Below are 22,959 nucleotides of genomic sequence, written 5' to 3' on the forward strand. Positions count from 1 at the left end.
TTAACATGATTATTCGCCGGTGATAATCCATTCCTGACAGGAACGGAGAACAAGAAATGCGTATATTTCTCACAGGCGCAACCGGCTTCATCGGTTCGCGTATCGTGCCCGAATTGCTTGGCCGAGGCCATCAGGTGCTCGGCCTGACGCGGTCAGATGCTGGAGCAAACATGCTCGCTGCGGCAGGAGCAGAGGTGCAACGCGGCACGCTTGAGGACCTTGCTAGCATCCGCGCCGGTGCGGCTCAAGCCGATGCTGTGATCCATACGGCATTCGATCACGACTTTTCCAATTTCATCGCGAATTGCGAGAAAGATCGCCGCGTAATCGAGGCGCTGGGCTCTGTACTGAAGGGCTCGAACCGGTCGCTGTTGATAACCTCAGGCACCGGCATCGGCGACCCCGGCAACTGTCAGCCTGCGACGGAAGATGTGTTCAACCCTCACCATCCCAATCCGCGTATCGCCTCTGAACTCGCCGCGCAGCGCTTGCTGGAAGATGGTGTCAACGTGTCAGTCGTGCGGCTTCCACAGGTACATGACACGATGAAGCAGGGTCTCATCACACCATACATTGAAATATCGCGGGAGAAAGGAGCTGTTGCCTTTGTAGGAAAGGGCCAGAACCGCTGGCCCGCCGCACATGTTCTCGATGTCGCCAAACTCTATGCTCTGGCTTCCAACAGAGCAGAGCCTGGTGCGCGCTATCACGCCGTCGCAGAAGAGGGCATCGCTGTGCGGGACATTGCCGAAATGGTCGGAACGGGGCTTGGCCTGCCGGTCATCTCCCTTTCACCTGACGAGGCAACAAACCATTTCGGATGGCTCTCCATGTTCGTCAGCTTCGACATGCCAGCGGCAAGCACGCAAACGAGAGCAAAGCTTGGCTGGGAGCCCAAGGGACCAAGCTTGCTCTCTGACCTGAAAGAAATGGATTACAGAGCCATTCGACCGTAGAAATTTATCTAAATAACAGGGATTGCGCCTTTAATAAAAAAGTCAAAACAGAAGAATATTTGCAAGAAACAGGCCTCACCGTCACAAAAAAACTCTGATAATTCTGCTTGATTAAGCAAGGCGATTTGATAGTAAGGGCGCTCAACAAACAGTCAGGATCACGCCAGAATTCCGGATATGATGAATATTTTTCAAAGCTCCCTGAATATATCGGCCGTTTTGAAGAATGTGTCATCATTTCCCCTGATGATGGATGCCAGATCAGACGATGCCATTGGGTTGCTGCACACATAAAACTGCAGCGACCCCGACACTCCCATCACGACGAAACATGAAGTTCGATCTGGCACGGCCGGTCGTTCTTAAAAACGTTTGGGTTTTCAAATGGCTATCTGGACTGAATTGGCAAGCGCTGGCAACGACGCTGGCGACCAAATATTGTTGCGACAAAGAGGCGACATCTACGAAATTCGCTACAACGGGCTGGAATTGATGTCGAACATCAATTTCCAATCGGAGATTGTGCTCGCCGAACGTTCTCTGCGTTTCTTGCGTCAAACACCAAAGAGAATTCTGATCGGTGGACTGGGTATGGGGTTCACGCTCAGAGCGGCACTCGATTATGTTCCACCGGAAACACAGATCACGGTGTGCGAACTCATCCCCGACATCGTAGAATGGAACCGCTTATTCATCGGCCATCTCGCTGATCATCCGCTGCATGATCGTCGTGTCGAGTTGCAGATCGGCGATGTCATGGAAACGTTGAAACAACGCCCTTCAACGTTCGATCTGGTCTTGATGGACACAGACAACGGCCCCGATTTTCTGGTGCGGGAACAGAACGACGCTATTTATTCTGGAAACGGTCTGGCTGCGTTGGGTCGGGCCTTAACACCGACAGGGACGGCAAGTTTCTGGTCAGCGACAGCATCATCCAGGTTTGAAGCAATGCTCGACGCGGAGCAATGGGAATGGGACCGTCACGATGTGTGCCTGATCAGCGGCAGAGCCGATGCATTCCACCATGTCTATTCTGTCAATCGAGGCTTGCAGGGGCCTCTGCAATCGCGAAATGCGGGCAATTCTTATCAATTGATTGGCGCCTAGCAGACCAAGATTGAGGAAAGCGGCTCTCAAGCCGCTTTTCAGCATCGCATCAACGTAGCGTCGACACATCGCATCAACGTAGCGTCGACACGCGGCCCTGGAGAAAATTCTACTCGGACTGTATAATATGCTAGGCGTGCGGCACGCTGGCTGATAAGTCCACGGTACCAAATCGTGAAAACTACATAGTCACAGAAGCAGGCATGATGAGTCACGAATCCCATGATCCAGGCGGCAAGGTTCGCCTGAAAATCAAACCGGAAATCAGAGGAGACGCAGTCTTCTCTGAATGCGGTCGATATCGTCGGCTTCTGACACGTGAATGGGACGGAGCGGATAAGGACGGTTATGTGCTCTGGATTGGTATGAATCCAAGCACAGCCGCCTATGATGTCGATGATCCCACCGTTTTCAAAGAGCAGAAATTTACGCGCCGCTGGGGCTACAGCCGCTATGTGAAATGCAATGTCATGGACTATCGTGCGACACATCCGAAAATGTTGCTGGAAGAAGGTGTTATTCCCTGCACTGACGAGAATGTTCAGACAATTCTCAAGCAGGCCAAAAAAGCAGCAATTGTCGTCATGGCCTATGGGTCGCTTCACAAGAAGCTCGCGCATCACGGAGAAGTCGTGACGAACATGTTGCGAAGCAACGGTATCTCGCTCCATGCGCTGAAGATCACCAATAACGGCTCGCCGGGGCACCCGCTATATTTGAAGGATACGAGCGAACTGATCATTTACTGATCTGTTGCTAACGGCAGGATTCGAAACATTGATTACAGGCCGGGAACGCAACTGATAGGCAATCCGGGCACCGGCAGACTAACGACAGAAAGACAGAAAATTGGCCAAGAACCCTCCTCGCAATCAGGCTGGCTTTGCAACACGAGCAATCCATGTCGGTCAGGAACCAGATCCGTTGACCGGAGCCGTGATCCCGCCGATTTATCATGCGACGACTTATGTGCAGGATGGTATCGGGGCAAGCAAGGGTTACGACTATACGCGAAGCGGCAATCCGACCCGCAACAACCTTGAGCGCTGCCTGGCAGACCTTGAAGGCGCAGAAGCCGCGTTCGTTTTCCCGAGTGGACTTGCAGCCGCTGCAACACTGCTGGAGGCGCTTCCTGCCGGCTCGTCCGTTCTGGCCCATAACGATCTCTATGGCGGCGTTTACCGATTGCTCGCCGATGTTCGGCCAATTACGGCGGCGCAGAATGTGCGCTTCGTAGATTTTTCCGACGAGGCTGCGCTGCGCGAAGCCGTCGCCGAACATAAGCCTGCCCTGCTCTGGTTCGAGACACCGTCCAATCCGACACTACGCATTGTTGATCTGTCGCTGGTTGCGGAACTTGGCAACAAGGCCGGTGCGATTACTGTTTGCGACAGCACCTTCTCATCTCCTGCTGGCCAGCGCCCGATCGACCATGGAATCCATGTCGTCGTTCATTCGGCAACGAAGATGCTGAACGGCCATTCGGACCTGCTGGGTGGCGTAGTCGCCGTATCGGCGAATGCACATGCGGGGCTCGCAAAACGGGTGGGCTATTTGCAGAACGCCCTCGGCTCCGTCATGTCGCCGACGGATTGTGCTCTTTTGCACCGCTCTTTGAAAACGCTCGAAATCCGTAGCGTCCGACAGTCGCAAACGGCGCTGAAGCTGGCGACGAGCCTTGAACAAAGAGCGGAAGAGCTGGGTCTGACGAGAGTTGTCTATCCCGGTTTGGCAAGCCATCCGCAACATAAAATGGCCGCCGATCAGATGATCAATTTCGGCTGTGTGATCTCTATCGAAGTTGGCGGTGACCTCGCACGCGTCGAGCGCATTTTGACTTCGACGCGCTATTTCCACTTTGCTGTCAGCCTTGGAAGCGTAGAGAGCCTCATTCAGCACCCGTCGTCGCTGACCCATGCGGTTGTCCCTGAGGACCAGAAAAGCCAGCTCGGAATTAGCGCTCAGCTTATCCGCATTTCCATCGGCCTCGAAGATCCGGAAGATCTGGAAGCCGATCTTGTGCAAGCATTGGTGAACAACCGCTAAGCTCCACTTGAAGGCGAAATGGCTGAGCGTTTATCAGCCATTTCGTTTCATCGAGTATGGCAGGAAAAAGAGATATAGCCCCGTCGCTAGCAGTATGAACAGCGGCAAAAGAGGTGAATAAACCACCCAAGCTGGCGGCTGGCCGAAAGCCATAGTGGCGAAATTCGCGATCACGGTAAGCGTAAATATAATTGATAGCCAGCGGTGAACCTGCCGGATGGATTTATTCAAGACCATTTTTTCTCTCCCTTTCAAAAGCCAGCCATAGGCGTCATGGCTGGCCCTTTTGTTATTCGTCCACCTTTATCCGCTTCGAATATTCCTCGAAGCGGCAGGTTCAATCCACATTGGCCGCCACGGCTTCGAGCTTTTCGAGGAAACCTTGCCATCCGTGTTGAGCACCATGAAACGCCTGCGTCTGATCCGGCCTGAAACCAGTCTGCTCCATCCGCAAATGTGTGCCGACGGCCGTTGGTGTCAGCGTCAAAGTCACGACACTTCTGAGATTATAAGCGTTATTCTCGTGGACGTGGTTCCAGGTGTAAGACAGCTGCTTGTTCGGTTCGACAACCAGAACTTCACAATCCAGCACACCACCCCACTCACCGCGAAGCTTGAACTGATGCCCGACTGTCGGCGCGAAGTCATTGTTCATCAGCCAATCGGCGATCAGATGAGGCTCAGTCAATGCACGCCAGAGCTTCTCGGGCGGATAAGGCATCTCGCGTTCGACGACCACCGTGCGGGTCTCAGTTGATATCTCGCTCATTGGTCCATCCTCCTCAATAAGTCTTCAAGGGCGTCAAACTTCTTCTGCCAGAAGCCGGTCATTTCCTGCGCCCAGTCTACGAGCGGAGCCAAAGCCGCATATTCGGCCCTGTAATGGCTCTGACGGCCTTCATGACGGTCGCTCACGAGCCCTGCCCGCTTCAGCGCAGCGAGGTGCTTTGAGACGACGGGTTGAGAAACCCCCGCTCCCGCAGTCAGAACCGTGACCGTTTTTTCCCCCTCACGGCAAAGGCGTTCAAATATCGCCCGCCGGGTTGGATCGGCCAGTGCTTTGAAAACTTCATCCCGTGTCGCAGTCACTTAATTCATACCTCAATGGCTATGGATTAATTCATAGCTAAACAGCTATGCGTTTGTCAAGCACGATAATATTCGCTTCAAGAGCCGGTCGTGATTGTATGCACATGATTATGCGCATATACTGGACCGAAAGGAGACTTCGATATGTCGGAGCATGAAGCAGCACGCATATTCAAGCGTGCGACCAATCTCTCAATCGATAGTGAGCTTCTTGCTGAGGCCCGTCGGCATAAGATCAATATTTCCAGAGCGGCCGAACTTGGAATTGCGCAAGCAGTTGCCGCCGCCAAAGCGACGCGCTGGAAGGAAGAGAACCGCGCTGCGATACAAAGCTCGAATGCTTATGTCGAAGCAAACGGCTTGCCTCTCGAACGCTATCGCCAATTCTGATGGCCCGATATGACGTCTATCCTAATCCCGGTGGCGGCTATGTACTGGACGTGCAGGCCGACCTGCTTGATGAGCTGAAAACGCGCATTGTCATTCCACTCATCAGCAAGACATCGGCCCCGCTTCCCGCAAAGCGCCTCAATCCCAGTTTTGAGATTGAGGGTGAAGATTATATTCTCGTCACCCAATTCATGGCAGCAATTCCGGTCTCGGCTTTGAACGAACCGGTAACAAATCTCAAGGCCGCGCACGATGAGATCGTCGCGGCCCTTGATATGGCATTTCACGGCTTTTGAAGCGACAGGCAAACATTGCGAGCCATCAGCTAGAGTATCTCTCCGCCGTCGATAACAAGCGCCAGTCCGGTGACAAATGCCGCCTGTGGCGAGGCGAGATAAACGATGCCTGCCGCTATTTCCTCTGCGGATGCCCAGCGTCCCATCGGTATCGTTTTGGAGACATAGTCTTCGAGAGCCGCGCGTCCTCCCATCTGCTGTTCAAATCCGGCATTGAAGGGCGTATCGACAAAACCCGGACAAAGCGCATTAAAACGGATGTTTTCACGTGCATAGTCCGCCGCCATCTGACGCACCATTGCGACCGCTGCGTGTTTTGTGGTGGCATAGGAGATCATCCCACGATCATACTGGCACCCAGAATTGGACGCGGTGATAATCACCGATCCTCCACCTTGCGCTCGCATTGGCGCGAGTGCTGCCTGTGCGACGACGAAATGCGAACGCACATTAAGTGCCCATGCCAGATCCATCTGATCGGGCGTTACTTCCTCGAGTTTTCCCGCGATCTGTATGCCGACGTGAGAATGCACGATATCAAGCCTGCCATAGCGTGCGGCGACACCGACAACTATGTCAGTGATAGCGGCGTCATCGCGCGCGTCGAGTGCTGCGCTCTCGGCTTGCCCTCCATTGGCCCGGATCGCTTGTGCCGTTGCTTCCGCAAGCTCTGCGCGCAGATCCGTGACCATAACAGTTGCGCCTTCTGCCGCCATGGCGATTGCGCCTGCGCGACCGATACCCGAGCCTGCACCTGTTACGAGAGCAACCCGGCCTTCAAGACAAGATTTCATGATTTTTTCCCTAGAATAAGCGCAGAATGCACGGGGTTAAGGCAGGCGTTGGAAACGCTTCTGATCCTTATTGCCCTGCCGGTTTTCCACGCCGAAGAATGACTTGCGCGAAGACAAGCAGCAGCAGAGAGAACACCATCACCATTGTGCCAATGGCATTGATCTCCGGTGTCACTCCGCGACGAATTGACGAAAAGATGTAGATCGGCAGAGTCGTCTGTGGTCCGGCGACAAAGAAAGCGATGATGAAGTCATCGAAACTGAAGGTGAAGCTGAGCAAGAAGCCCGCCATCATCGCTGGCATCAACATGGGCAGCGTTACTTGACGGAAGGTTGCCAGCGGTCCTGCACCGAGGTCGGAGGAAGCTTCGATCAACGAGCGATCCATACCATCGATGCGGGCACGCACCAAGATAATCACAAGCGACATTGTGAACAGCACATGTGCCGCGATGAGCGAGCCATACCCCAGAGACAGCTTCAGCCCCGTCAGCGCCTGAAGCCAGGGATTGACCGTATTGAATACCGTCACCAGCGCGATCAGCGTTGCAATACCGATGACGATACCGGGAATCATTACCGCGATAAAGATCATGGCATCAAAGAGAACACGTAGTTTGCCCTTCAGACCGGTGAGCGCAATAGCCGCCATCGTGCCCAGCAGGCACGAGATAAATGCCGAAGTCAGAGCGACAGACGCCGAGGTCTTGAGCGCGTCAATGACGAATGGATTTTCAAGCGCCTTGGAATACCATTGCGTCGAGAACCCTTGCAGCTGGCTTGCCGAACGGCCCGCAGAAAAGCTGAAAAGCGCGATGATCCCGATAGGAAGATAGAGGAAGAGGTAAATTACAGTAGCATAAATGCGCATCATTTCCTCACATCAAACTGACATCTTCGCGCGCCGTTCCCATCAGGCGCAGGAAACGCATGTAAAGGGAGACGACAAGCAACATGATAGCCACCAATGTTATCGACACGGCCGACCCAAACGCCCAGTTGCGCGATTGCAGGAACAGATCGACAAGCGCATTGCCGACGAAGAAGACGTTACCCCCACCGAGCATCTGCGGGATGAGATATTCCCCCATGAGCAGGATGAAGACGAGCATTGAACCCGTTGCCACGCCGGGCAGCAACAAGGGCAATGTGATCTGCAGAAAGCGCCGCCACGGAGGCGTACCCAGATCATCCGCCGCTTCCAACAATCTGCGGTCGAGCTTTTCCAGGCTCACATAGATCGGAAAGAACATCAGCGGCAGATAGCCGTAGACGATACCCACCAGAACAGCGAAAGGCGTGTTGATCAGCCGAAAATCGCCGAGACCAAACGCGGACAACAATTGAGGGATGCCACGCCCGCCAAGAAGGAATATCCAGGCATAGGATCGGATCAGGATCGATGTCCAGAATGGCACAATCACCAGCACCAGCAGCAATGTGCGCCACTGCCTGCCCACCCGCAATGCGAGATAATAGGCCAGCGGATAAGCGAACAGGAGCGCTGCAATCGTGCCAATTGGCGCGAGCGTCAATGTGTTGCGGAATGCGGCCCAGCGGCTTCCGAGATTAGCATATTGCGCCAAGGTGAAAGCCGGCTCATAGCCGCCTGCCGCCCCGCGTTCCCCAAAGGAATAGACGAGCACGACTGCCAGCGGTAATACGAGGAGTGCCGCGTACCACAGGCCCGCCGGCCCCAGCAGGAGCCAGCGCATTTTTCGCTGAGACAATGCCATCGCTGTCCGTCCGGTTATGCCGATTTAAAGCGGGCGATCAGTTCCGCCCGGTTTGGATCAGTCAGCGTGACTGCCGCTCCAAACTCCAGTGTGGACAGAAGTTCTGCCGCAGGATGAAGGATCGGATCATTGCGCATTTCTTCCGACACAAGAGCTTCGACGCGGGCATCAGGCACAGGATAACCATGGAAGGCTGCCTCGCGCCCATTGACCGACGGGTCTAGCAGGAAGTTCAACAAAGCGTAGGCACCTTCGCGATTGGGTGCGCTTGTCGGGATGGTATAGAAGTCGGACCAGATTTCCCCACCTTCCTTGCCGAGCGTGTAATGGATTTCCGGCAGGTCGCGATTCATCTGCTTCGCGTCACCGGTCCAGCACATTGTCAGCCAGGCGTCGCCATTGCGCATCGAAGGCTGATAGTCGGAGGTAATAGCAAAAAGATGCGGCTTCACCTCAATCAACAATTTCTCCGCATCGGCCAACTCTTTCGGATCGACAGAGTTAAACGAATAGCCATGATATTTCAGAGCATTGCCGATAGCAGTCAGCTGATAATCGTGGATGATCGTGCGACCGGAAAAGTCGGTCTTGGTCAGATCGAAGAAGTCTTTCCAGCTGGTGAAAGGCGCTTTCGCCTTGCTGCTGTCCCAGGCCATACCCGTCGTACCCCAAAGTTTGGGGATACCATAGAGCTTTCCGTCCACAGTGCCGGGCGTTGCAAAACGCGCTTCAAAGGACTCAGCATTATAGTTGGGCAGCTTCGTCAGATCGAGCGGCTCGATCATCTTGCTGTCGGCATAGGTGCTGATGGCGTAGTTCGTCGCTACAACAATGTCCCAACCGGCACCGCCAGCTTGCAATTTGGCGAACATTTCCTCGTTTGAACCGAAGACATTCACCTGTACCGCTGCGCCGGTTTCCTTCTGGAACGCCGCCAGATTATCGGGATCTTGATAGTTCGGCCAAGTTGCAATCGAAACGCGGTCGCCAATATCGCCTGCCCATGCGCGCGATGGTAAAAGCCCCGGCAATGCACTTGCCATAGCAGCTGTCGCAGCGCCAAGCCCGGTCACGCCAAGAAAATGGCGGCGCGTAACGGAGCCCTTCTGGTACCGGCGAAGTTCCTCCATGAATGCCTGCCGGGAAACCGGCGTATCTTTCTTCGTCATTTTATCCCTCTCTTTTATTATTTGTGGACAGCACTTGGCATTTTAAATCGCACCCAACCTGAGGCGCGATCCCGATGTAGCTCCCGTAGAACCTCTATTCACTCCCAAGGATCAGGCCTGTTCCGTGGTCCCAGACAAGGTGAGCCGTAGAACCCACATCAACACCCGGCAATGCGCGTTCGGCCTGCCTTGGCACCAGAACCTGCAACGATCCTAGAACCGGATGGGTGAGCAAGAATTCAATGTGTTCGCCAAGGAAGATCTTGTTTGCGACCTGCACTTCAATCGCCGTCTCCCCTTCCGCCGGTGAAACGGTCAGGCGCAGCGCTTCCGGTCGGATCATGATGTCGACGGCCGCGCCCGGCGCCACACCAAAGGCGGCCTCAACCACGACCTTATGACCCGTGGCCAAGCTTACCGTCACATGATCATCGTCAATATGCTCAACTTTCCCATTGAGAATATTGGCGCGCCCCACGAAGTTGGCGACGTAACGATTAGCGGGGCGATCATAGAGTTCCCGTGGCGTCCCGATCTGCGCGATACGACCATTGCCCATGATGCAGATGCGGTCGGACATCGACAGTGCTTCTTGCTGGTCATGCGTGACCAGCACAAAAGTTATGCCCAGCTTGCGTTGCAAGGACAAAAGTTCAAGCTGCATCTCTGTCCGTAGTTTAGCGTCCAGTGCTGCCATCGGCTCGTCGAGCAACAATATTTTGGGCTCGTTCACGATAGCGCGGGCCAGCGCAACACGCTGTTGCTGTCCACCCGACATTTCCCATATCCGCCGCCCACCGAAATCGGCAAGTCGAACAGTTTCCAGCGCCTTCGCGACGCGAAGGTCGATATCGGACTTTGCCAGTCTTGGGCGGCGCTGCCTTAGTCCGTAACCCACATTCTGTGCCACTGTCATATGGGGAAAGAGGGCGTAGCTCTGGAACACCATGTTGACGGGACGCTTATAGGCAGGTGTCGTGCCGACCTCTGACCCGTCGATCAATATTTCGCCTTCGCTTGGTTGTTCGAAACCGGCGAGCATTCTCAGCGCAGTTGTTTTTCCGCAGCCCGATGGCCCCAAAAAGGAAAGGAATTCCCCCCGCCGAATTTGCAGATTCAGCTGACTGGCCGCAAGCACGGCACCATAACGCTTGGTGGTGCCGACAAATTCCGCAACTGTGTCGCCGCTTCGACCAACTGAAGCCTCGGTAGCGTATACCATCAAAATATATTCCCCTAGAGAGCTTTGCCTGAAGCGGCATATCCCTTATTTTTGAAAAAACATATAAAAATACTCGATATGTGTATATATCACAAAAGGCATATAGACGGAGATTCCTGATGAACTGGACGTTGGCCTCTGCACGGGTCATCGATGCGTTGCACCAACCGCAATTTGCGGCGGCGCTGATCGAAGCGATCCGCACGGTCGTGCCCTTCGAGCACACCGTCACCTTTGCATATTGCGGCAACCGGCGGCCAATCGCTTTACATTCGGAATTCCCGGTATGGAAACACAAGGTCATGGTCGAGGATTATCAGGAGGGGCCCTATCTCCTGGATCCATTTTACCTGCAATCGTCTCTGCCCGGCGATCCGAGCCTCATACGGCTACGGGATTTGGCACCTGACCGGTTCTATCAGGGAGAGTATTTCCGCAATTATTATGTGCAGACGGAGCTGGCTGAAGAAATCGGTTTCAAATTCAGTGTAGAGCCAAACGTTTGTGTCATCATTTCTGCGATGCGAACGTCAAAGCCGTTCTCGGCCCGCGAGCTGCGTGATCTGAATGAGTTGGTGCCTTTTGTGGCAGCGGTCGGGCGGCACAACTGGGCGGATCTGGCGGAACGATTTGAGCAGAATGCAACAAAACCGAGAGGAGAAAACCTCTCGGGACTTATCGAACGTGCTTTCCGCAATTTGGATAGAAACTCGTTGACCCCGCGCGAGATTGAGATCGTGGGCTATGTCCTGCGCGGATATTCGGCTGACGCGACAGGGCACGCACTGGGAATATCGTCCGGGACTGTGCGCATTCACCGACGCAATATCTATGGCAAACTCCGTATCGCCTCCCAGGGAGAACTATTTTCAATGTTTATCAGCGCTCTTAACCCAACGGAGTTTACGCCTCAAATTGATAAGTAATCTTGTTGTGGCTTGGCGCGGTGTGTAATTGACGATAGCGTTGGTCATTGAGGCTTACGGTCAGCAACACCTCACTGATCTGTGCTAGCAACGTGTTGGTCAAAATGGCATCGACCACGCGCCCGCCAGAATCCAACCCAGTGCAGAAGGTGCAGCGGAAATTGATCCGCCGTCATTCACCATCCTCCATCCAGCCCTTATCAAATACCTGAACGAAGACCTCATGTGCATCTGGTTGCCCGATGCAAACGTTCGGAATGAAGTAGACGCCATTAATGACGTAAAGATATAAACATCTCTTTATATGATATTGACACCTTGTTTCAATTCAGACAGACTATACGCGTCGTGGTTCCTCATCCGATCATTCGGTTGAGGCTAAGAGGGAAGCCGGTGCGTCGAGAGGCAAGGCCGGTGCTGCCCCCGCAACTGTAAGCGGCGAGCCGAAGTTCATTCATGTCACTGGATGCGAATCCGGGAAGGCGAATGGAGGCTGTGACCCGTGAGCCAGGAGACCTGCCCCGGCTATATATCGTCCATGGGCGGGGTGTCCCTGATGTCGCGGTTCTGACCAGCTTGTCGAAGCGGGTTTTGTCACGCACATTCAAATGACCTCGCCCCAACTTGTATCGGGGTTAAGTAGTCATGTCTAAAGTCACCATCGCAACCGCCACCTTGGGAGTGCCGCGCATAGGTCGACGCCGCGAACTGAAATTCGCGCTTGAATCTTACTGGTCCGGGAAATCAACCGAGACGGAACTGCTGACATTGGCGAGCGCTCTGCGTGCAGCCAATTGGGAACAGCAATGGGATATGGGGATCACGAAGATCCCTTCGAACGACTTTTCCCTTTACGATCACGTACTGGATGCGACCGTGATGGTTGGCGCCATTCCGGCCCGCTATGGCTGGCAAGGCGGCGAAGTTTCGCTTGATACATATTTTGCGATGGCGCGCGGCAGCCAGGGCGAAGCAGCGTCTTGCGGGCATGCTCATCACGGTCATGGCATGACAGCCATGGAGATGACCAAGTGGTTCGATACCAATTATCACTATATGGTCCCCGAACTTGCCGACGATCAGGAATTCAAGCTTTCCAGCAGCAAGGTCGTTGATCATTTCCTTGAAGCCAAAGCGCTCGGCGTCCATACGCGCCCGGTCATTCTCGGCCCCGTTACATTCCTGAAGCTCGCAAAGTCCACATCGGATGGCTTCAATCCCGTAGCGCTTTTGCCAAAACTTCTGCCAGTTTATGAAGAGCTATTGCAGAAGCTCGCCACAGCTGGCGCAGACTGGGTGCAAATTGACGAACCTGCGCTTGTTCTAGATCTCATCCCCAACGAGCTGGCGGCATTTGAACTGGCCTATAAGCGTCTGGCAGCTATCGCCGGACCGAGAATAATGCTAGCGACCTACTTTGGAGATCTAGGCGGTAATCTCGACACCGCCGTATCTCTGCCGGTCGCAGGATTGCATATCGATCTTGTACGGGCACCGGACCAGCTTTCCGAAGTTGTATCCAAGCTCGCACCCGAAAAGACATTGTCTCTGGGCGTGATCGACGGTCGCAATATCTGGCGTGCAGATCTGGTTTCGATCATTGATCTGATACAGCCAGTGATCGAACAGCGCGACCCACAGCTTGTTGAAATCGCACCATCTTGTTCTCTTCTCCATGTACCTATCGACCTCGAACTCGAAACCGATCTCGACACTGATCTGAAAAGCTGGCTCGCCTTCGCGACCCAAAAGTTTAAGGAACTTGCCACGCTTGGTCGTGCACTTGCTTCCGGTAAAAGCACGGTCCTGCCGGAACTCAAAGCCGCCAGCGAAGCCATTGCGGCACGAAGGGCATCGGCCAAAGTTCACAACAAGGCCGTCGAGAAGCGTGTTGCCGCCCTAGAAGACAGCATGAAAAAGCGCGCAAGCGCCTTTGGCGAACGCCAGAAATTGCAGAGTGACAGACTGGGATTGCCTCGCTTTCCGACCACAACAATTGGGTCATTTCCGCAGACGCCAGAGGTGCGGAAAGCGCGCGCTTTGCACAATAAGGGCGAAATCAGCAACAGCGATTACGATTCCTTTATCCGCAAGGAAACCGAAGCGGCCATTCGCTGGCAAGAGGAAATCGATCTCGATGTGCTCGTCCATGGCGAATTCGAACGCAATGACATGGTTCAGTATTTCGGTGAACAGCTTTCGGGCTTTGCCTTCACGAAACATGCCTGGGTTCAAAGCTACGGCTCGCGCTATGTTCGCCCTCCGATCATCTTTGGCGATGTTTCCCGTCCCAAGCCGATGACCGTCGCCTGGTGGAAATATGCACAGTCGCTGACATCGCGCCCGGTCAAAGGCATGCTGACCGGACCCGTGACCATTCTGAACTGGTCGTTCGTGCGCAACGATATTCCACGTGTGGAAACCTGCCGGCAGATTGCATTTGCTATCCGCGACGAGGTGGTCGATCTTGAAAAGGCTGGAGCGACGATGATCCAGATCGACGAGGCCGCGCTGCGCGAAGGTCTCCCCCTGCGCCATTCGGACTGGAAAACCTATCTGAACTGGGCTGTCGAATGCTTCCGCATCTGTTCGAGTGGGGTTTTGGATAACACGCAAATCCACACGCATATGTGCTATTCGGAGTTTAACGACATTATCGACGCGATTGCCGATATGGATGCCGATGTGATTTCGATCGAGACCTCCCGCTCGCATATGGAACTTCTCGATGCGTTCAAGTCGTTCAAATATCCAAACGAGATTGGACCGGGTGTCTATGACATCCACTCGCCGCGTGTGCCTGACGTGTCTGAAATGACCGATCTGCTCTCCCTTGCCCGACAGAGACTTTCCAATGGTCAGCTCTGGGTGAACCCCGATTGCGGCCTGAAGACCCGCAAGTGGGAGGAGGTGCGCCCTGCCCTCATCAATATGGTGGCCGCAGCCAAGGCGCTCCGCGCACAACTCTAACCTCCAAAATACCTCGTGCCAGTTCGCTGGCACGAGGTGTCACGAAGCAATTCAGACAGTAGTCAACCATCGGAAAACCTCTGCGACAGTGCATCCCGTACCTACGGGCAAGGCTCAGTTCGCTTATGCCGCGCCCTCCTGTCTGGTGGCAAAGACTTCCTTGGCCGCAAAAAGCCCGTTGAGCGCTGCCGGGAAACCGGCGTAGACCGCCATCTGTATGATGACTTCGACGATCTCAGCCTTTGTCAGACCAACATTCAGCCCCGCTTCGATATGAACTTTTAGTTGCGGGGTGGCCGTTCCCATCGCGGTCAGCGCCGCAATGGTTGCGATCTCGCGGGCACGCAAATCAAGACCCGGACGGCTGTAAATGTCACCAAATGGAAACTCAAACAGGTAGTTTGCAAAATCAGGGGCAATATCAGCCAATGCGGCAATGACATTGTGACCAGCTTGGCCGTCGATTTCAGCGAGTACGCGCTTACCGCGTTCCAGACGGCTTTCGTCGGGGTTCGGGAATTGATGCGTCATAGTCTTTCATCCTCTGTTCGTTGCCGACATATCCGGCAATCTTGGTATCGAGGACGACAAGGCAGGCTTGCAGTTTGGCCACATGTGCACGGACACGTTCGCGATGCTGTTCAAGCAACACACCACGTTCAGCTTCTGTGCCGACGCCGCGCTCCCGCAACGCTGCATAGTGCAACATTTCCCGAATAGGCATTCCAGTCATCTTGAGACGGTCCAGAAATTCTATCCAGGTCAGGATCGATGCGTCGTAATCACGCTGGCCTGATTGATCTCTGTCAGCAAAAGGAAGCAGGCCAATCCGTTCATAATAGCGGATGGTATAGGCCGACAGTCCGGAGCGCTTTGCCAACTCGCCAATCTTCATCGGAGCCCTTCTTTCGTCACGACGCAGAAGAAGCTAATTGTTAGAGTGCACTCTAAGTCAAGAGCCTATCGGCAAAATTACAAAAATTGGTAGTTCCAGGCCTTTTAGCGCCAAATGTAACTCTCAGAGGTAGCCGCTCAATCCCGATCTGCACTACTGATGACAGAGCAGCGCCTAACTAGCTGTTGCATACTCGCATGAGGAACTTTGGCCAAATATCCCGGCGTCGGATGCTGATCCGAGGCAGTTCAAACAAGTTGTTCGCCGAGCCTGCTCGTCCTCGAACAGTGGTTGTGGCCGTTTTGAACCCCGCTTCTTCGGCCATTTCGCGATGAATCGGATTGTTTTCACCATAGGGGAAACAGAAACTGGAGACTTCTTCACCGAGCATATTCTCCAGAACCGTCTTTGATAGGGAAATCTGCCGTCTCGCCTCGTTGTCCGGCGTTTCGGTCAGGTGGACATGATCAAGCGTATGCCCGCCCACCTCATGTCCGAGAGCTGCCCATTCCCGCAATTGCGCGGCGGACATCAAAGGTGTCTTCGGGACTCCAAGCGGCTGATCCCAGACATTGCTTCCACCAACCTGATTGGCGACGAGATAGTTGGTCGCTGTGAAACCATATTCGGCTAGTATCGGTGCGGCATTTTCCAGCACATTGAGAAAGCCATCGTCGAAAGTAATCGCCGCCACTTTGCCTGCTTTTTCACCTTTGATGTAAGGTAAGGCGTCGCGAAGGGAGAGCCCGCGATAACCAGCTCTTTTCAACCATTTCATCTGACAGCGGAATCGAGCCGGATGAACCAACAAGCCATGAAACGGCATGTCCTTTTGTGGTAGCGGTGCGATCTGGTGATATAGAAGAATAGGCACCGACATTCAGTGATCCCTCATCGACAGGTCAATACGACGATCTGCATCGGTCCGGCTCAATAAAATGTGCTCAATCTCCGCGATCCGGTCCCGTCGGCGTTGCAGCCGCTTTCCAGTGCGACCCAGGAAACGTCGACGTTTCTTCGCCTCGCGACTGGCCTGAAGATGTTCAATATAGATGTGTTCAATCGGCTCGTTATCGAGATTATCGAATATCCAGCAAAAGGACACGGGAAGCCGGGTTATCGAATAATGCGGCGACGCTTCAGCGGAATCCTGCGTGACGATGTGCTCCAGCACCAGCTGATCCCAGAGATCCGGTTCGTCCGTACATCCCTTTTGCCACGCTTCCAGAAGAGCCAGGGCGGATGGGGTGTCATTAATGAGCACGGTTCCGCTCAGAAGATGACCGCTTTTTTCATAGTACGCGGCTATGTCGCTCCGGATGGACAACAATGCTGGCCAAGGATCGCGATGCAGCACCGCATCAACATCGACATAGAGCAACGGACCTCTCACCATCTTGCGTTGTTGCACCAGCACATTGGGCTTTAGCCTCGCATTGCGCACCCAGCTTCCCGTATTTTCAACGGCAACGGTGATGATCTTGAGCCCAAGACATCGAGCGCTTGCGAGAAGGCGGTCCTTCTCGTGTTCGTAAAAACTATTGGTCGTGTAAAATGCAACAATCGTTCCCGTCGGAACATTGCTGGTCCGCTTGCTTGCAGCGAGTTCCGCCAATGTTGGGAACGCTATCGCCATCGAACGATGTGCGCGGCTCCATGCCCGGAACTTGTCAAAAAGCCTGAAGAACATATCGAACTCACTGATAATGAACAATTTCCAACACGGAGAAAGGGCACATGCGCTGCCCGACGCAAAATCAGCTTCACGATAAAGGCCGGATCTGTCCCAAGTTGATCCTGTCTTCAATCCAGTGCCGTTCGGCGGACCAGCTGTGGTGTTTCCAGCCCTCCCAACTGAAACCACAGATCCGAATATCCCAATCACTTGATGGAAAAGTTCGCAGCATGTGCCAGACGCCAAAAAAACCCGTGCTCGGAAATTGCTGCTTCATCTGTGCCTCCGCGATCCCCAGTTCAGCACAGACGTCAAAATAGGCTTGAGGCGGAAGTATTCGTATGGGTTTGCCCGTCGCACTCAAGATTTCGAAAGCCGGAAGCGTCCAGTCCGCCCGTCGTCCTTTGATGCGCGATAGGAAGTTTGGTTGATGATGAAAACGCCTGATGATGCTCGGATGAACGGCAAAGAGAATTTCAGACGTATTGCGCATGAAAATGGAATTCAGGAAAGTCGGATCGTGCAACCAATCTTGCATTTGCTTGGCAGATGTCGCCAACATAAGAAGATCAGTTCTGGAGCCAGCCATACCGTCCAAGGAATGGGGCACATTGAATCGCAGCACATAATCGGAACTGTCGATATCATTCGATAGATTGCGGGACAGTGGGCCATTGCCCACAACAGTAAGCTGCTTTTTCATTGACCGTCTTCGATCTGAAAAATGCAAACAGAGTGTCCCTACTAACCGTTTGCATCGTTATTATTTTCAGATGTTCTCGCTTAAATCATGGTTTTTCTTAGGCCATAAATACAAAATCAGCGCGGTCTTCGCGCTTTGAGCCAACTCGCGAGTTTGCCGCTCACCTGCCCGGCATGAGCGTAGAAACCCGCGTCCGCAGAATTGCTCCCATATAGCAAGGGCATCACAGTTGAAATTCTCAATCTTCACAGAGCATTCGGTTCCAACGAAAGCCGAACAGCTGGCGATCGCGACAACGGCGCGCTTAAAATAAGACCATTTAACTCTTGTTTTAAAAACAACATTCAGCTTATAGAGAAGCCGGTTTCACACGGCTAACGACAAACCGCGACCCGCAATTCAGGATATTATCAGTGACCGCAATGAAAACACTTCTGGCCGCTACGAGCCTTGTCGCCCTGTTCGCTTTCCAGAACAATCCAGCGGAAGCGGCCACGCAATATCCACTGACACTCGACAACTGCGGAACGAAAGTTACATTTGCAAAAGCGCCAGAACGCGCTATCGGCCTTGGTCAAAACAGTGCCGAAATAATGCTGCTTCTGGGCCTTGAGGACAAAATGGCGGGAACGGCATTCTGGCCAAGCAAGGCTCTGCCGCAACTTGAGCCTGCCAATTCCAAAGTGAAGCTTCTAACCGTTGAATTCCCGACTTTTGAATCGATCCTCGCCGAAAATCCGGATTTCGTAGCGGCAGCTCTTCCAAGCCTCATCGGGCCAAATAGCAAGGTCGCAAAGCGCGATGATTTCGACAAGGTTGGCGTTCCAACCTATCTTTCGCCGAGCACATGCCTGAGCACAGAGCAAGTCAAGGATGAATATGGCAGCCGCGACAAGCTGTGGAACATGGATCTTCTGTATAAGGAGATCGACGAGCTTTCGCAGATTTTCGATGTTTCAGATCGCGGCCAGGCACTAATCGCCGATTTCAAGGCGCGCGAGACGGCTTTGCGCGCAAGCGTTCCTGCAAGCGGCAAGAAACTTTCTTACCTATTCTGGTTCTCCAGCCCATCGCCATCCGCAGACGCCTATTTGGGCGGCGGAAATGGCGCCTCAAGCTTCATCGCTGATGTTCTGGGCGGCGAGAATGCCATCAAGGCGGAAGCTGAATGGCCAACCCTTGGTTGGGAAAGCATTATCGCCGCGAACCCTGATGTGATTGTTGTCGCAAATCTTGACCGTAATCGTTGGGAGCTCGACAAGCCTGAAGCCAAGATTCAGTTTCTTAATACAGACCCTGCGGTCAGCCAGATGCCAGCGGTCAAGAACAAGGCCATTGCCGTCATGGATGGTCAAGCCATGAACCCGACCATCCGTACGATTTACGGTGCAGAGCAGGTCGCGGAACAGTTGAAAGCACTCGGTATTCTCAAGTGACTGTTTCCAGCCAGTCTTTAAGGCATTGGGGCGCTTTCAGCATAATGCTGCTGGCGTCGCTTGCCGCAATCGGATTCGTGGTGGGTATTAGCGTCGGTATTGGCGACTTGCCGATCCCTTTATCGACAACCTTTGCAGCGATAACCAATCGCCTGGGATGGAGTTCTGTTGAACTTAATCGCATTCATGAGACGGTGATCTGGGATTATCGTCTGAGCCGCGCATTGGTGGCAGCATTTTGCGGTGCAGGCCTCGCTCTTTCCGGCGCGATCATGCAGTCGCTTTTGCGCAATCCGCTGGCAGAACCTTATGTTCTGGGCATTTCCGCGGGGGCATCGACCGGCGCTGTCACAGTTGTCATTCTCGGCATCGGCGCTGGCGCTGTTTCATTGTCGGCAGGCGCATTCGTTGGCGCGTTCGCGGCGTTTTTCTTCGTTGCCCTCCTCTCAAATGGAACACGGGGCGGCGCCGACCGCACCATTCTGGCGGGCGTCGCTGCATCGCAGCTTTTCAACGCAGCAACCTCCTACATCGTCACCACATCCGGCAATGCGCAGCAGGCTCGCGACGTGATGTTCTGGCTGCTTGGGAGCTTCGGTGGCGTTCGTTGGCCAGAATTCACGCTGGTATCCGTCGTCATCACCCTTGGTCTTATCGCCTGCCTTCTCTATGCCCATGTTCTGGATGCATTTGCTTTCGGGGATGAGGCCGCCTCCTCGCTTGGCGTGAATGTCGGCCGTGCGCGCATTATTCTCTTTGCGCTGACGGCAATGATGACGGCCACCATTGTCAGCATGGTCGGATCAATAGGCTTCGTCGGGCTCGTCGTCCCTCATGCCGCGCGCTTCATCGTCGGCCCCCTGCACATAAGATTGTTGCATGCATGTGCCATTGTCGGTGCGATCTTCATGGTGCTGGCCGATATCGCTTCGCGCGCACTGATACCCCAACAGGTCCTGCCCATCGGTGTGGTGACTGCACTTGTCGGCGTGCCGTTCTTCTCGATCATTCTTTACCGGTTTCAGCGCCCATCATGACGATCAAAACCGAGAATCTTATCTGGAAAATTGGCAAAAAAGCCGTCATCGACGATGTGTCTTTCGAAGCGAAGCCCGGAAAGATGCTGGGACTTTTGGGACCAAACGGTTCTGGAAAAACATCATTGCTGCGCCTGATCGCCGGATTGAAACGCCCCTATTCCGGACGTGTCCTGCTTGATGAAAAGGATATCAATTCGGTTGCCCGGCGCAGTCTTGCGCAGCGTGTTGCCTTTGTTGAGCAACACGCGACGACCAACGCCAATCTCAAGGTGATGGATGTTGTAAGACTTGGGCGTTTTCCGCACCGATCGATGTTCTCCGGCTGGACAGGAGCGGACGAGAGAGCTGTACAGGACGCCATTGAACGCACTGGCATGACGGCCAAGAAAAATGACCCGTGGCAGAGCCTGTCAGGTGGTGAGAAGCAACGTGCACATATAGCAAGAGCCTTAGCGCAAACGCCAAAGGAGCTCATCCTTGATGAGCCGACCAATCATTTGGATGTTCAGCACCAGATGAGCTTGTTGAAGCTGGTTTCCGGACTACCGATAACGAGCATCATTGCTTTGCACGATCTTAATCATGCAGCCATGTTCTGCGATGAATTGATTATCATGCTTTCTGGAAAGATTGTCGCTTCGGGAACACCGGAAGAAGTAATCAACGAGAATATTCTCAAGCAAGTTTTCTCGATTGACGCGCGTGTGGAACCTTCTCCCTATAGCGGTCGGCCTCATATTCACTATTTGAAGTGAGTGAAGCGAAAAACCTAGTTGCCGTTCAAGAACTGGAAGCGGTCCGCCACAAGTTTTCGTTTACGCGATTGCGGATTGTTCGCGCGGTACAGCCTTTAGCTCTGGCATCGTCTTCATTGTGCTTCTTGTTCGATTTCGTCCAGCGCTCTTTGCTTCGTAAAGTAATTTGTCTGCACGTTCATAGAGGGTTGCAAAGCCCTCATTGCCCATCAGATCAGTCAGCCCCATACTGGCTGTCACTGGTCGTTCTAGACCTGTAACTGTACGAGCGACAATCGCTGGAATTGCCTGACGCCGTAATTCCGCTTGGATGTCGGCGTCCGCACCACGTAAAAGAAGCACGAATTCTTCACCGCCAAGGCGGTACGCGCGAACGGTCGGCCCTGCTTGAAGCGCGCTAGCCACAGCCTTAAGCACCTCGTCTCCGACACCATGACCATTTACATCGTTGACTGCCTTGAAATGATCAATGTCGATAACGGCCAGTGCGGTAAAGCCTTCCGCGCGAAGTTGTACGAACTGCCGTTCTATCGCCCGTCGATTGAGCAGGCCCGTCAACGGGTCCGTTTCAGACAGCCGTTCGAGTAGTTCAGCTTCGTCGCGCGCGCGGTCCCGCTCGCGTTTCATTGTCACAAAACGCTCCGCCACGCCAAGCGTCGTGAAAAGGACTTCACACACGCAGCCGATATAGAACAGGAGCATGGCGTCGGTGCTTTGCAACCCCGGAATTACGCCGCTCACCAACCGGATTAACCCGACCAACACTATGGGTGTGTAACCAATGGCCTGGAATCGCGCCGCGCGGCTTCCACGACGCAGTGCATCGATCATTGACAGTATGAAGATTGCAAGAACCGGCGCAAACGCGGCCGTGTATACGCTCGACTGTATAGGACGCGCTACAAATGGAAGCGCCGCGTGAAACGTACTCAGGAATATTGCCCACACAGCGCAATAGGGAAGCAAGCGTCGCAGAAGTGGATGCATTAAGCCGGGTTCGACAAAACTATGGGTAAACATCGCACCTGAGGCGACTGTCATCCCGAAGATCGCAGTCGTCATCCAGCTCAATGTCATTGCAGGGGGATCAAAGAGTGCAACCGACAAGCCGGATGATACAAAGATAGTCATCAGCAATGAAAATGTGAGAGCCGAGTGCCAGAGAACAAAGGGTTCACGCAGCGCCCGGTAAAACGCCGCATTAAAGATCAGAGGCATGATGAGCATGCCGGCAAGCGCTGCCAGAACAAGTAGAAATCGCATGCCATCGATCCCACCGGCTTCGTCCGTCGGCGCAAGATAAGCCCTCTCCAGGGTCATTCGGTGGCTCGGCATATCGATCGCGACGACGACCTGTCGAGTTTCACGGGTCACGTCCGGCAGAGAAGCCTTGAAATAGCCCCCGTCCATTGAACTGGCCAATGCAGCGGCGGGAACAGAAGTTTGTCGAAACGCCCCATCCCGATCGATTGCAAGCAAATGCACAGCCTCAAGTGCGCTCCGCCTTGAGAGTAGATATCGCGGAAGATTGTCGGAGGAAGAGATGTCGAAGCGAAGCAGGACACGCTCAGCCTCGATAGAGAATTTCCGATTATCGCAGGACCATCGCTCCTCCTGACGTACTATCGCGACAACGTCCTCAGACAGGGAGCCGGAAGCCCAACAAGAACTGCGGATGTCTGAAGAATCCACTGTGCCGGCCGATGCGGCACTAAATTGTGCCAGCATCAACAGGAGCAGGAGGGCAGCCA

General features: G+C 53.9%; 25 protein-coding genes and 1 riboswitch. Of the genes, 11 read left to right on the forward strand and 14 right to left on the reverse strand.

The genetic code is table 11. The features are described 5' to 3' along the window. Positions 1-56: 56 nt before the first annotated feature. The 4 genes from ACTJKP_RS17585 to ACTJKP_RS17600 all read left to right on the forward strand — a co-directional run bounded on the left by ACTJKP_RS17585 (position 57) and on the right by ACTJKP_RS17600 (position 4,112). Entirely contained in the window at positions 57-956 is a 900-nt protein-coding gene (locus tag ACTJKP_RS17585) for an SDR family oxidoreductase (RefSeq protein WP_440631590.1), read from the forward strand. A 384-nt stretch (positions 957-1,340) separates the two neighbouring features. Then, a complete protein-coding gene (locus ACTJKP_RS17590) occupies positions 1,341-2,066 on the forward strand; it encodes a hypothetical protein (protein WP_078341157.1) in 726 nt (241 codons plus the stop codon). Between the two features lie 203 nt (positions 2,067-2,269). Beyond that, complete coding sequence (locus ACTJKP_RS17595) at positions 2,270-2,815, forward strand: DUF1643 domain-containing protein (RefSeq protein ID WP_440631591.1); 546 nt, start codon at positions 2,270-2,272, stop codon at positions 2,813-2,815. 100 nt (positions 2,816-2,915) lie between these two features. After that, on the forward strand, positions 2,916-4,112 hold the full coding sequence (locus ACTJKP_RS17600) for a trans-sulfuration enzyme family protein (protein ID WP_440631592.1): 1,197 nt from the start codon (positions 2,916-2,918) through the stop codon (positions 4,110-4,112). 33 nt (positions 4,113-4,145) lie between these two features. Here the strand turns inward: ACTJKP_RS17600 and ACTJKP_RS17605 are convergent, their stop codons facing one another. The 3 genes from ACTJKP_RS17605 to ACTJKP_RS17615 form a co-directional block, all read right to left on the reverse strand. Next, positions 4,146-4,349, reverse strand: coding sequence for a hypothetical protein (locus ACTJKP_RS17605; RefSeq protein WP_078341155.1), 204 nt, complete (start codon positions 4,347-4,349; stop codon positions 4,146-4,148). A 100-nt stretch (positions 4,350-4,449) separates the two neighbouring features. Further along, on the reverse strand, positions 4,450-4,881 hold the full coding sequence (locus tag ACTJKP_RS17610) for an SRPBCC family protein (protein ID WP_078341154.1): 432 nt from the start codon (positions 4,879-4,881) through the stop codon (positions 4,450-4,452). Beyond that, positions 4,878-5,201, reverse strand: coding sequence for an ArsR/SmtB family transcription factor (locus ACTJKP_RS17615; protein ID WP_440631593.1), 324 nt, complete (start codon positions 5,199-5,201; stop codon positions 4,878-4,880). Before ACTJKP_RS17615 ends, ACTJKP_RS17610 begins: the two co-directional genes overlap by 4 nt. A gap of 144 nt (positions 5,202-5,345) precedes the next feature. On the opposite strand from ACTJKP_RS17615, the gene ACTJKP_RS17620 reads away from it, so the two are divergent. Then, entirely contained in the window at positions 5,346-5,591 is a 246-nt protein-coding gene (locus tag ACTJKP_RS17620) for a type II toxin-antitoxin system CcdA family antitoxin (RefSeq protein WP_113534456.1), read from the forward strand. Next, entirely contained in the window at positions 5,591-5,887 is a 297-nt protein-coding gene (locus tag ACTJKP_RS17625) for a CcdB family protein (RefSeq protein ID WP_078341151.1), read from the forward strand. Before ACTJKP_RS17620 ends, ACTJKP_RS17625 begins: the two co-directional genes overlap by 1 nt. A 29-nt stretch (positions 5,888-5,916) precedes the next feature. Here ACTJKP_RS17625 and ACTJKP_RS17630 read toward each other — a convergent pair whose 3' ends face one another. The 5 genes from ACTJKP_RS17630 to ACTJKP_RS17650 form a co-directional block, all read right to left on the reverse strand. Next, on the reverse strand, positions 5,917-6,681 hold the full coding sequence (locus tag ACTJKP_RS17630) for an SDR family NAD(P)-dependent oxidoreductase (RefSeq protein WP_078341150.1): 765 nt from the start codon (positions 6,679-6,681) through the stop codon (positions 5,917-5,919). A gap of 67 nt (positions 6,682-6,748) precedes the next feature. Beyond that, on the reverse strand, positions 6,749-7,552 hold the full coding sequence (locus tag ACTJKP_RS17635; RefSeq protein ID WP_440631594.1) for an ABC transporter permease: 804 nt from the start codon (positions 7,550-7,552) through the stop codon (positions 6,749-6,751). Between the two features lie 7 nt (positions 7,553-7,559). Continuing rightward, positions 7,560-8,417 carry an ABC transporter permease gene (locus ACTJKP_RS17640; RefSeq protein ID WP_440631595.1) on the reverse strand — a complete coding sequence of 286 codons (858 nt, stop codon included), beginning with the start codon at positions 8,415-8,417 and terminating at the stop codon, positions 7,560-7,562. Between the two features lie 14 nt (positions 8,418-8,431). Further along, the gene (locus tag ACTJKP_RS17645; RefSeq protein WP_440631596.1) at positions 8,432-9,586 is read right to left on the reverse strand and encodes an ABC transporter substrate-binding protein; all 1,155 of its coding nucleotides are present in this window, start codon (positions 9,584-9,586) and stop codon (positions 8,432-8,434) included. A gap of 94 nt (positions 9,587-9,680) precedes the next feature. Continuing rightward, positions 9,681-10,808, reverse strand: a complete 1,128-nt coding sequence (locus ACTJKP_RS17650; RefSeq protein ID WP_440631597.1) for an ABC transporter ATP-binding protein — start codon at positions 10,806-10,808, stop codon at positions 9,681-9,683. 119 nt (positions 10,809-10,927) lie between these two features. Here ACTJKP_RS17650 and ACTJKP_RS17655 point away from each other — a divergent pair, with 119 nt between their 5' ends. Together ACTJKP_RS17655 and metE are read left to right on the forward strand one after the other, a co-directional pair. Beyond that, positions 10,928-11,734, forward strand: coding sequence for a helix-turn-helix transcriptional regulator (locus tag ACTJKP_RS17655; RefSeq protein ID WP_440631598.1), 807 nt, complete (start codon positions 10,928-10,930; stop codon positions 11,732-11,734). A gap of 332 nt (positions 11,735-12,066) precedes the next feature. After that, a riboswitch (cobalamin riboswitch) is annotated at positions 12,067-12,272 on the forward strand. Between the two features lie 107 nt (positions 12,273-12,379). Continuing rightward, a complete protein-coding gene (gene metE / locus ACTJKP_RS17660) occupies positions 12,380-14,704 on the forward strand; it encodes a 5-methyltetrahydropteroyltriglutamate--homocysteine S-methyltransferase (protein ID WP_440631599.1) in 2,325 nt (774 codons plus the stop codon). A 123-nt stretch (positions 14,705-14,827) separates the two neighbouring features. Here the strand turns inward: metE and ACTJKP_RS17665 are convergent, their stop codons facing one another. The 5 genes from ACTJKP_RS17665 to ACTJKP_RS17685 form a co-directional block, all read right to left on the reverse strand. Beyond that, the gene (locus tag ACTJKP_RS17665; protein WP_440631600.1) at positions 14,828-15,235 is read right to left on the reverse strand and encodes a carboxymuconolactone decarboxylase family protein; all 408 of its coding nucleotides are present in this window, start codon (positions 15,233-15,235) and stop codon (positions 14,828-14,830) included. Beyond that, positions 15,186-15,599, reverse strand: a complete 414-nt coding sequence (locus ACTJKP_RS17670) for a MerR family transcriptional regulator (RefSeq protein ID WP_440631601.1) — start codon at positions 15,597-15,599, stop codon at positions 15,186-15,188. The genes ACTJKP_RS17665 and ACTJKP_RS17670 overlap by 50 nt, the downstream gene beginning before the upstream one ends. 178 nt (positions 15,600-15,777) lie before the next feature. Next, positions 15,778-16,479 carry a polysaccharide deacetylase family protein gene (locus ACTJKP_RS17675; protein WP_440631602.1) on the reverse strand — a complete coding sequence of 234 codons (702 nt, stop codon included), beginning with the start codon at positions 16,477-16,479 and terminating at the stop codon, positions 15,778-15,780. Beyond that, positions 16,480-17,214, reverse strand: coding sequence for a putative nucleotide-diphospho-sugar transferase (locus ACTJKP_RS17680; RefSeq protein WP_440631604.1), 735 nt, complete (start codon positions 17,212-17,214; stop codon positions 16,480-16,482). It lies immediately after the preceding gene. Between the two features lie 148 nt (positions 17,215-17,362). Beyond that, entirely contained in the window at positions 17,363-17,977 is a 615-nt protein-coding gene (locus ACTJKP_RS17685; RefSeq protein WP_440631605.1) for a hypothetical protein, read from the reverse strand. Positions 17,978-18,390: 413 nt separating this feature from the next. Here ACTJKP_RS17685 and ACTJKP_RS17690 point away from each other — a divergent pair, with 413 nt between their 5' ends. The 3 genes from ACTJKP_RS17690 to ACTJKP_RS17700 are packed head-to-tail and all read left to right on the forward strand — an operon-like array spanning position 18,391 to position 21,208. Continuing rightward, positions 18,391-19,413 (forward strand): ABC transporter substrate-binding protein, encoded by a 1,023-nt coding sequence (locus ACTJKP_RS17690; protein WP_440631606.1) that lies wholly within the window; start codon positions 18,391-18,393, stop codon positions 19,411-19,413. A 44-nt stretch (positions 19,414-19,457) separates the two neighbouring features. After that, the gene (locus tag ACTJKP_RS17695) at positions 19,458-20,450 is read left to right on the forward strand and encodes a FecCD family ABC transporter permease (RefSeq protein ID WP_440631607.1); all 993 of its coding nucleotides are present in this window, start codon (positions 19,458-19,460) and stop codon (positions 20,448-20,450) included. Beyond that, positions 20,447-21,208, forward strand: a complete 762-nt coding sequence (locus ACTJKP_RS17700) for an ABC transporter ATP-binding protein (protein ID WP_078340127.1) — start codon at positions 20,447-20,449, stop codon at positions 21,206-21,208. The genes ACTJKP_RS17695 and ACTJKP_RS17700 overlap by 4 nt, the downstream gene beginning before the upstream one ends. 60 nt (positions 21,209-21,268) lie before the next feature. Here ACTJKP_RS17700 and ACTJKP_RS17705 read toward each other — a convergent pair whose 3' ends face one another. Next, positions 21,269-22,693, reverse strand: coding sequence for a sensor domain-containing diguanylate cyclase (locus ACTJKP_RS17705; RefSeq protein ID WP_440631640.1), 1,425 nt, complete (start codon positions 22,691-22,693; stop codon positions 21,269-21,271). Positions 22,694-22,959 lie beyond the last annotated feature (266 nt).

The sequence above is a fragment of the Brucella sp. 22210 genome, from assembly GCF_052045675.1.
In the GTDB taxonomy this organism is placed as follows: Bacteria; Pseudomonadota; Alphaproteobacteria; order Rhizobiales; family Rhizobiaceae; genus Brucella.

Bases quoted from the DNA above. Each gene is read 5' to 3' on its own strand.
- ACTJKP_RS17685 (WP_440631605.1), bottom strand. From the start codon at position 17,977: ATGAAAAAGCAGCTTACTGTTGTGGGCAATGGCCCACTGTCCCGCAAT.
- ACTJKP_RS17585 (WP_440631590.1), top strand. From the start codon at position 57: ATGCGTATATTTCTCACAGGCGCAACCGGCTTCATCGGTTCGCGTATC.
- ACTJKP_RS17675 (WP_440631602.1), bottom strand. From the start codon at position 16,479: ATGTCGGTGCCTATTCTTCTATATCACCAGATCGCACCGCTACCACAA.
- metE (WP_440631599.1), top strand. From the start codon at position 12,380: ATGTCTAAAGTCACCATCGCAACCGCCACCTTGGGAGTGCCGCGCATA.
- ACTJKP_RS17590 (WP_078341157.1), top strand. From the start codon at position 1,341: ATGGCTATCTGGACTGAATTGGCAAGCGCTGGCAACGACGCTGGCGAC.
- ACTJKP_RS17610 (WP_078341154.1), bottom strand. From the start codon at position 4,881: ATGAGCGAGATATCAACTGAGACCCGCACGGTGGTCGTCGAACGCGAG.
- ACTJKP_RS17595 (WP_440631591.1), top strand. From the start codon at position 2,270: ATGATGAGTCACGAATCCCATGATCCAGGCGGCAAGGTTCGCCTGAAA.
- ACTJKP_RS17640 (WP_440631595.1), bottom strand. From the start codon at position 8,417: ATGGCATTGTCTCAGCGAAAAATGCGCTGGCTCCTGCTGGGGCCGGCG.
- ACTJKP_RS17655 (WP_440631598.1), top strand. From the start codon at position 10,928: ATGAACTGGACGTTGGCCTCTGCACGGGTCATCGATGCGTTGCACCAA.
- ACTJKP_RS17620 (WP_113534456.1), top strand. From the start codon at position 5,346: ATGTCGGAGCATGAAGCAGCACGCATATTCAAGCGTGCGACCAATCTC.
- ACTJKP_RS17665 (WP_440631600.1), bottom strand. From the start codon at position 15,235: ATGACGCATCAATTCCCGAACCCCGACGAAAGCCGTCTGGAACGCGGT.
- ACTJKP_RS17695 (WP_440631607.1), top strand. From the start codon at position 19,458: ATGCTGCTGGCGTCGCTTGCCGCAATCGGATTCGTGGTGGGTATTAGC.
- ACTJKP_RS17630 (WP_078341150.1), bottom strand. From the start codon at position 6,681: ATGAAATCTTGTCTTGAAGGCCGGGTTGCTCTCGTAACAGGTGCAGGC.
- ACTJKP_RS17625 (WP_078341151.1), top strand. From the start codon at position 5,591: ATGGCCCGATATGACGTCTATCCTAATCCCGGTGGCGGCTATGTACTG.
- ACTJKP_RS17700 (WP_078340127.1), top strand. From the start codon at position 20,447: ATGACGATCAAAACCGAGAATCTTATCTGGAAAATTGGCAAAAAAGCC.
- ACTJKP_RS17650 (WP_440631597.1), bottom strand. From the start codon at position 10,808: ATGGTATACGCTACCGAGGCTTCAGTTGGTCGAAGCGGCGACACAGTT.
- ACTJKP_RS17670 (WP_440631601.1), bottom strand. From the start codon at position 15,599: ATGAAGATTGGCGAGTTGGCAAAGCGCTCCGGACTGTCGGCCTATACC.
- ACTJKP_RS17645 (WP_440631596.1), bottom strand. From the start codon at position 9,586: ATGACGAAGAAAGATACGCCGGTTTCCCGGCAGGCATTCATGGAGGAA.
- ACTJKP_RS17605 (WP_078341155.1), bottom strand. From the start codon at position 4,349: ATGGTCTTGAATAAATCCATCCGGCAGGTTCACCGCTGGCTATCAATT.
- ACTJKP_RS17635 (WP_440631594.1), bottom strand. From the start codon at position 7,552: ATGCGCATTTATGCTACTGTAATTTACCTCTTCCTCTATCTTCCTATC.